Below are 6124 nucleotides of genomic sequence, written 5' to 3' on the forward strand. Positions count from 1 at the left end.
CAGTAATCTCTTCAGGCTTGAATTTTTAAATTTTATAACCATCAATTCTATTTAAAGACCTGCGGAATGTGGGTTGAAACACAAAATTACAAGTAATTAGGAGAAATAAGCAATGTTGATGCCAAGAAGTAATAGGAATATTGTGCTGCAGAGCAGTAATCATGACTCCGAGTCTGACTCTTTGAAAGATACCATTGCTGATTCAGAGTATGAATCAACCGACAGTGAGAGTCAGGATACCCTACTTGAGAGTGCCACCGGAGTTCGTCCTATTTTTGCAAATACCCCCATCCCTTTCCCAGCAACTAATCCAAGCCCAGCGTTCACTGACACCAGAGAGGGTGAAGTTCTTTCCTCCGAAGTAGCAGAAAGCGATGGGGCTAGTGCGCTTGCCAGTGTGCATCTTACGATAGTCGGTAGTGCCAGTCTAGTTACGAACACTCCCCTTCCCTATAAGGTTTCGCTAACCAGTGAAAGTAGTCCAGTTGATGATTCAACAAAGGTTACTCTAAAAAACCTAATTATTGCCAACGCCACAGGAGAGTCAACCGAGAGCAGAGGTAACGACATCCTAACTGGGCAGGGTAACTCCGAGCCTAGCGGTGAAACAGAAAAAAAACTTAAGCAACTCAGACCTTTGGGCGTGGCGTTCACTGACACCTTAAACGATGAACTTTCTTTCGCCGGATTCCCGAGACTCTCCGCGATTCAGCGCAGTCAAGAAGCAGTGTCAGAATTCACTGAGGTCAGTTCAGTTGAGGCCACTCTCCTCCTACCTGCGGTTCAAAGCGCTCGAGAACACGCACGCTTCAGTGGGAATAGTTCAAGCAATGGGGCCTGGGTTCTGCCTAGCACTTTCGGGCTAACCAGTGGAGAACCTTTTTCCTCTCAAATAGCAGTAAGCGGTGGGAGGAATCACGAGCATGGAGCAGGGGTCATTGCATTTGTGACACCTAGAATCTAATTCCAAAAATAGTTCAATTCCTCACCTCATTTAGGTTATTTCCGGCTGTAAACTAGAGAGAGAAGTTTACAGCCAATTTGCGGTTTCAATCCCTGATAGGGTTTTAGGTGCTGTTAGACCGAACCTTCACTCTTTTGCCTTTGGATCTCCATATGTCGCGCTATCCCATTACCTAATGAAAGGTCTTGAATTAAAACTAATTTTCCCTTATCAAAAATCATTTTTAAAAGAGTTTCGCAAGCAATATCGGGTATAAGACCACACGAAATAAATGAATAATTTAGACCCTTACATAAAAGAACTCTTCCAGTTAATGGAGTAAAAATATTTAAATTTTTATAGATAAAGCTATCCTTGAAAGACAGCCCTAGGTGCAATGTTGGCATAACTCCTTGTAGGGGTTTATGACCATCAGCAACGTCGCCCATGGTCATTTCTTTCAAAAACAATCCTTCATCAGTAATTTCATAAATAGAATAAGAATATCGATTCGCCAAACTCATTGGACACGGTTGCATTCCATAGTCTTCCGGTCTAATTAAGCCTTTTCCCTCTATCACGTCGGCTAATTCTAATCCTTCATCCTCTAGAAAATCACTTATTACTTGACCAGGAAATATATACCCTTCTGATGTAGTTTCAATCCAATCAATTGGCTGCTTTAAGCGATGCTGTATCTCAAGTAACAAGTAGTTTTCTTCATTGTAAATAAAACAATCATATATGTGACCACCCATAAGAAAAGACCTTAAAAATTTTGAACTATTACCTAGAGTGATGACAGAGAGTTATAATCTACCAATTCTCGTAGTCAGTAGCATCAATCACATCACCTGTTTCCGTATCTTCAAGTTTGACGGTAAAGCCTGTAGCTCCCAGACTCACTTGAGCAAATTGATAAATATATCGGGGTGTAAGAGCTTGCTCATCGCTCCAGTTTTTCCACTGTGTTAAAGTCTCATATTCCTGCCCCGCAATCTTACAAACAAGCATGGAATTTCGCTCTCCAGTCCAAGGGTGGTCAAGTTCCTCATCAGTCACATATGGCAAAAAAGAAAACTGAATCTCTGGCTCTCTTACCATTTCGAGTAGTGCATTCGCTTCCTTTATATCTGCCTCTAAATCTAAAGCATCACCTGTTAGAGAGTGTTCAACTCTCAAATTACATTTAGAACCATTTAATCGAAATTTATAGGCACAGGCTCCACTACTTCCCCCAGCGCCGTAGTAAGGCATGATTTTATCCTGTTGCTCTGCCTGTTTCATCATCTCTAGGAGAAACCCCTCGACTGAATAGCGTCCTTTGTAAGAACCAGTTGCTAGCTGTTCTTTAAAAACTATTTCATCGACTAAATATTCCCAATCATGTAATTGTTTAAGCAGTTCGCCCGAAACTCGAAAGCCGATTTCTGTATATAGCTTTTGCACCTCTATCATGGCGTGAACTCCCTACGTTTTGAGTATTGTTCTATCAATTAGCTAGCCTCTTCCCAAACCGTGCTAGCAATTTGGCTCAAAATCTCTTCCAATCGCCCCTCAAAAGTCTTGTTTAAGCGCTCAAATCCTCCACCTTGAGCCTTGAACGCTCCCCGGTCAAACGCATCCCGGTCTACAATAACATAGCTTTACGATGGCTGGGGGTAAAAATAGGTTCTGTCCCTGGGGGGGCTGTGCTGTGTAAGCGGCTAGGAGTATTTTCCGATAGCTAGCGGGTAAAAATGAAGCCCCATCTGCAAAACGGATGGGGCAACTGGGATTAGAGATTGCTAGGCACTCCCCTGACTAGGTAGAATTCCACTGCTACCCCTGACTGGGCCACGGCGGCTAATCGGTAATAGCCATCAATGATTTTGTATTTCTCACAGAAAATCAGTATCGAGCCAGCTTTCCACTCGCCATCTCGCATCGTCTGGGCATAATCGTCAATCACGCTCTCATCAATCTCCCTCGCCATCGTCACCCCGAAGGAGAGATAGCCTTTGGCCATCTCAGGGGTGATGGTCACAGGAATCAATTCGGATCTGTGGCCCTCCGGGCTGGCAGAGCGGATAAGGGATTCGAGGTCGTCGTTGCTGTTGTTCATGGGCTTAGTCCTTTAATTACCCCACCCTTTTTTAAGCGAACGGTGGGCTGAGCTTGGCACTGCTGCTGTAGTGTCTAAGCGGCTCTATGTTTTAGTATTCCAATTTGCGCCAAAGCTGTCGCTTGATTTTCAATTTCAAGGACTCGCGCCGGAATTGTTTCGCCGGCTCTGGGATTTAGCTGGCGTGCCAGAACTGCGGCGCGGTACTGAAAGTGGCCGCTTATAACTTTGTTTCCGCTGGTATCTCGAAGCAGCACCGGGGGAATTACAAAACCGCAGATCGCCAGACGCTCACTCACCAGCAATTTTTAGGGCGTTGCTGATTTACGGTATGAAAAGCTAAATATGCAAGTCATAGAAACCAGTATCCACAAAGCTTCTGGAGCTTCAACGGATTTGTCTCATACCCTGATTTAGGCAACACCGGATTTCTTAAGGTCGGGGTTGACGGCGATTTCCTACGGGGTAGCTTCGCTATAGGCGCTCATCACGAGTTACCAGTTGCATAAATCTTGAATTACTCACTCAGACATCTAGACGTTTAGATGATTAAATCAACCGAAGGTGATGCGGCCCGCGACAGTATCGCACCTTCGAGAGAGCGAATAGGGGCCAACTCTTGCAGTGCAGCAACTGCTTGATTTTTGGGAAGCTCCACCTCCTCCAATAACCTGTAACCGAGCGCTACGTTGTTATCAGTTAATTAGCCGAGCCAACCCGCCCTATAACTCAATGGCACTGAAAAAGTGAGCCAAAAAAAATCTGTAAGGCAAGATATACATAGATAATTGCCTTACAAACCAAAATATCTCTCTCCCGGCAATGCCAAATCGTGCGTGCATTCTCAAACAACAATTTTTGCAGAGCGTTGCCTCACCTTGGGAGAAGCTGCTGCCAGAAGAGTTAGTAGGCGAGCTTCTAGCGAAGGAGAAGATCACCTACTACCAAAGCATCTACACACCGATAGTAACCTTGTGGGCGATGATATCCCAGGTACTAGATCCCGACAAAAGTTTGAGTCAAGCCGTGAAGCGGATGAGTACGTGGTTGAGTGCGGCCGGAGTCAAGTCTCCTTCTTCTGATACCGGGGCATATAGTAAAGCTCGTAAGCGACTACCAGAAAAACTCGTTCAACAGTTAGTACCAATAGTCGCAGAAGCCCTAGAAAAGGAAGTTCCTCGCTTAACAACAATGGTGTGGACGACGGGTGCGGGTACTAGATGGGACAACAGTGTTGATGAATGATACTGCTGCTAATCAAGCCGAGTATCCGCAACACAGTAATCAAAAAGCTGGGTGTGGATTTCCCATCGCTAAAATAGTGGTACTCTTTTCATTACTAACAGGGGCTGTGGTATCCGCTGGCATAGCATCCTTGGCAAGCAGTGAGATTGTGATGAGCCGTTTGATTTATGCAAATTTAGTCCCCGACGATGTGATATTGGCAGATAAAGCTTATGGTAATTATGTTGATTTAGTTTTAGTGAAACAGCAAGAAGCAGATGCTGTTTTCCGTAAAAATCATCTCCGTAAAACTGACTTTAGGCGGGGAAAAAAGTTGGGAATTGGCGACCACAAAGTCGTGTGGAATAAGCCCCAACAGTGTCCCAACCACATGACTCTTGAGGAATTCGAGGCATTGCCGTCTAGTTTCATCGTCCGGGAAGTATGCTTACGAATTAAACGCCGTGGCTTCAGAGATGAGCGTATCATTGTAGTGACAACATTGGTAGATGCCAAGCGGTACACTGTTGAAAAATTGACTTCTTTATATGGATTACGTTGGTCGGCAGCAGAAGTCAATTTACGCTATCTCAAAACCACGTTAAAAATGGAGATGTTAACAGCTAAAACTCCGGTGATGGTGAGAAAAGAAATCTGGACACACTTATTAGCCTACACTTTATTACGTACCATTATGTGGCAGGCTGTATCTTCGTCAAAAAATACAGTTTTTCAACTCTCATTCCAATCAACTAGGCAGCAGTTTAATCTGTTATTGACGCTGTTGGCAACTACAGGAAAACGCCAACAGCGACAATGGCGTCAATTTCTTTTGGAACAGGTGGCAACTAATTTACTCACGATTCGACCTGAGCGTTCTGAACCTAGAGTTTTGAAACGCAGGCCGAAACCATATCCTCGAATGCAGGAACCTCGCTCTGTCTTGAAAGCTAAACTGCGGGTGTGATTAAGCCTTTTTCAGTGCCATTGCCCTATAACTCGCTCAGTGCATCCAGCTATCGCCGTCACTCCCTAAAAAACCAAGGACTCTCGTGGTCAGGGGGTAAATTATTACCCGACTGTCAAGCTCTGCCAGACTCTAACATTTTACCCGATAGATTGGCAGAGTTAGCCAGACAACAAAATTGAACCCGACTGTAAAGCTTTGTCTGACAACAACATTTTGCCTTATTATCGAAGTCTCGTTTTCATTCTCAACGGAGCGCAAAAACCAGACAGGCCAGCCTCAACTTTATTACTTGCATAACGGCTGCTATGCTACAAAATCGCTTCATAAATTTTAGCTGCCTGGCACTTTTCTCACACTTGCTCAACTTGATTTTTAATTCAATTCCGATGCCGGAACTTGACTATTAAATCAATTTGGATTTTGTTAAAAACGCTAAAAAATTAGTTAATTGTTGCGTCAGCTAAAGTCAGGGATTTGCAGTATAAAGTCAGGTATTTGCAGTACAAAATCAGGCAAGTGCAGGTATTTGCAGGAGCTGCATTCTACCTGTATTTACCTGAAAATATCCTGCAAATGCCTGACTTTTTCGGTCAAACTGCTGCTTTTTTGTGCTGTTCGTGCGTTTGCTTGTTGAGGCTGGTTATGACTGTTCTCTATCGGTAGCAAGCAATGTTTTTGTGATCACAAACGGCGAGTTTATGTTTCAGAGATAAAAATAATCCACCCCATGAATAGAGATTACTGCCTGTACGAATAAGGTAGAGAACTATAACGAGCATTGATAGTTGGGAGTCGATCGACTGTTGTAACCCACATTCCGCAGGTCTTTAAATAGAATTGATGGTTATAAAATTTAAAAATTCAAGCCTGAAGAGATTACTGG

5 protein-coding genes and 1 pseudogene are annotated in these 6124 nt (G+C 43.9%); 2 read left to right on the top strand and 4 right to left on the bottom strand.

Annotation, left to right across the window (positions count from 1 at the left end):
* Window positions 1-181: 181 nt before the first annotated feature.
* Window positions 182-964, top strand: a complete 783-nt coding sequence (locus tag QUB08_RS31055) for a hypothetical protein (RefSeq protein ID WP_333230049.1) — start codon at window positions 182-184, stop codon at window positions 962-964.
* A gap of 113 nt (window positions 965-1077) precedes the next feature.
* Here QUB08_RS31055 and QUB08_RS31060 read toward each other — a convergent pair whose 3' ends face one another.
* The 4 genes from QUB08_RS31060 to QUB08_RS31075 all read right to left on the bottom strand — a co-directional run bounded on the left by QUB08_RS31060 (window position 1078) and on the right by QUB08_RS31075 (window position 3346).
* The gene (locus QUB08_RS31060) at window positions 1078-1701 is read right to left on the bottom strand and encodes a hypothetical protein (protein ID WP_333230051.1); all 624 of its coding nucleotides are present in this window, start codon (window positions 1699-1701) and stop codon (window positions 1078-1080) included.
* Window positions 1702-1759: 58 nt separating this feature from the next.
* Window positions 1760-2401: a hypothetical protein gene (locus QUB08_RS31065; RefSeq protein WP_333230053.1), complete on the bottom strand. Its 642-nt coding sequence runs from the start codon at window positions 2399-2401 to the stop codon at window positions 1760-1762.
* A gap of 319 nt (window positions 2402-2720) precedes the next feature.
* Complete coding sequence (locus tag QUB08_RS31070) at window positions 2721-2969, bottom strand: hypothetical protein (RefSeq protein WP_333230055.1); 249 nt, start codon at window positions 2967-2969, stop codon at window positions 2721-2723.
* 152 nt (window positions 2970-3121) lie between these two features.
* A complete protein-coding gene (locus tag QUB08_RS31075) occupies window positions 3122-3346 on the bottom strand; it encodes a hypothetical protein (RefSeq protein ID WP_333230057.1) in 225 nt (74 codons plus the stop codon).
* Between the two features lie 523 nt (window positions 3347-3869).
* On the opposite strand from QUB08_RS31075, the pseudogene QUB08_RS31080 reads away from it, so the two are divergent.
* A pseudogene (locus QUB08_RS31080) lies at window positions 3870-5238 on the top strand (IS4 family transposase).
* Window positions 5239-6124 lie beyond the last annotated feature (886 nt).

Origin of the sequence: Microcoleus sp. BR0-C5 (genome assembly GCF_036705045.1) — a bacterium.
GTDB lineage: Bacteria > Cyanobacteriota > Cyanobacteriia > Cyanobacteriales > Microcoleaceae > Microcoleus.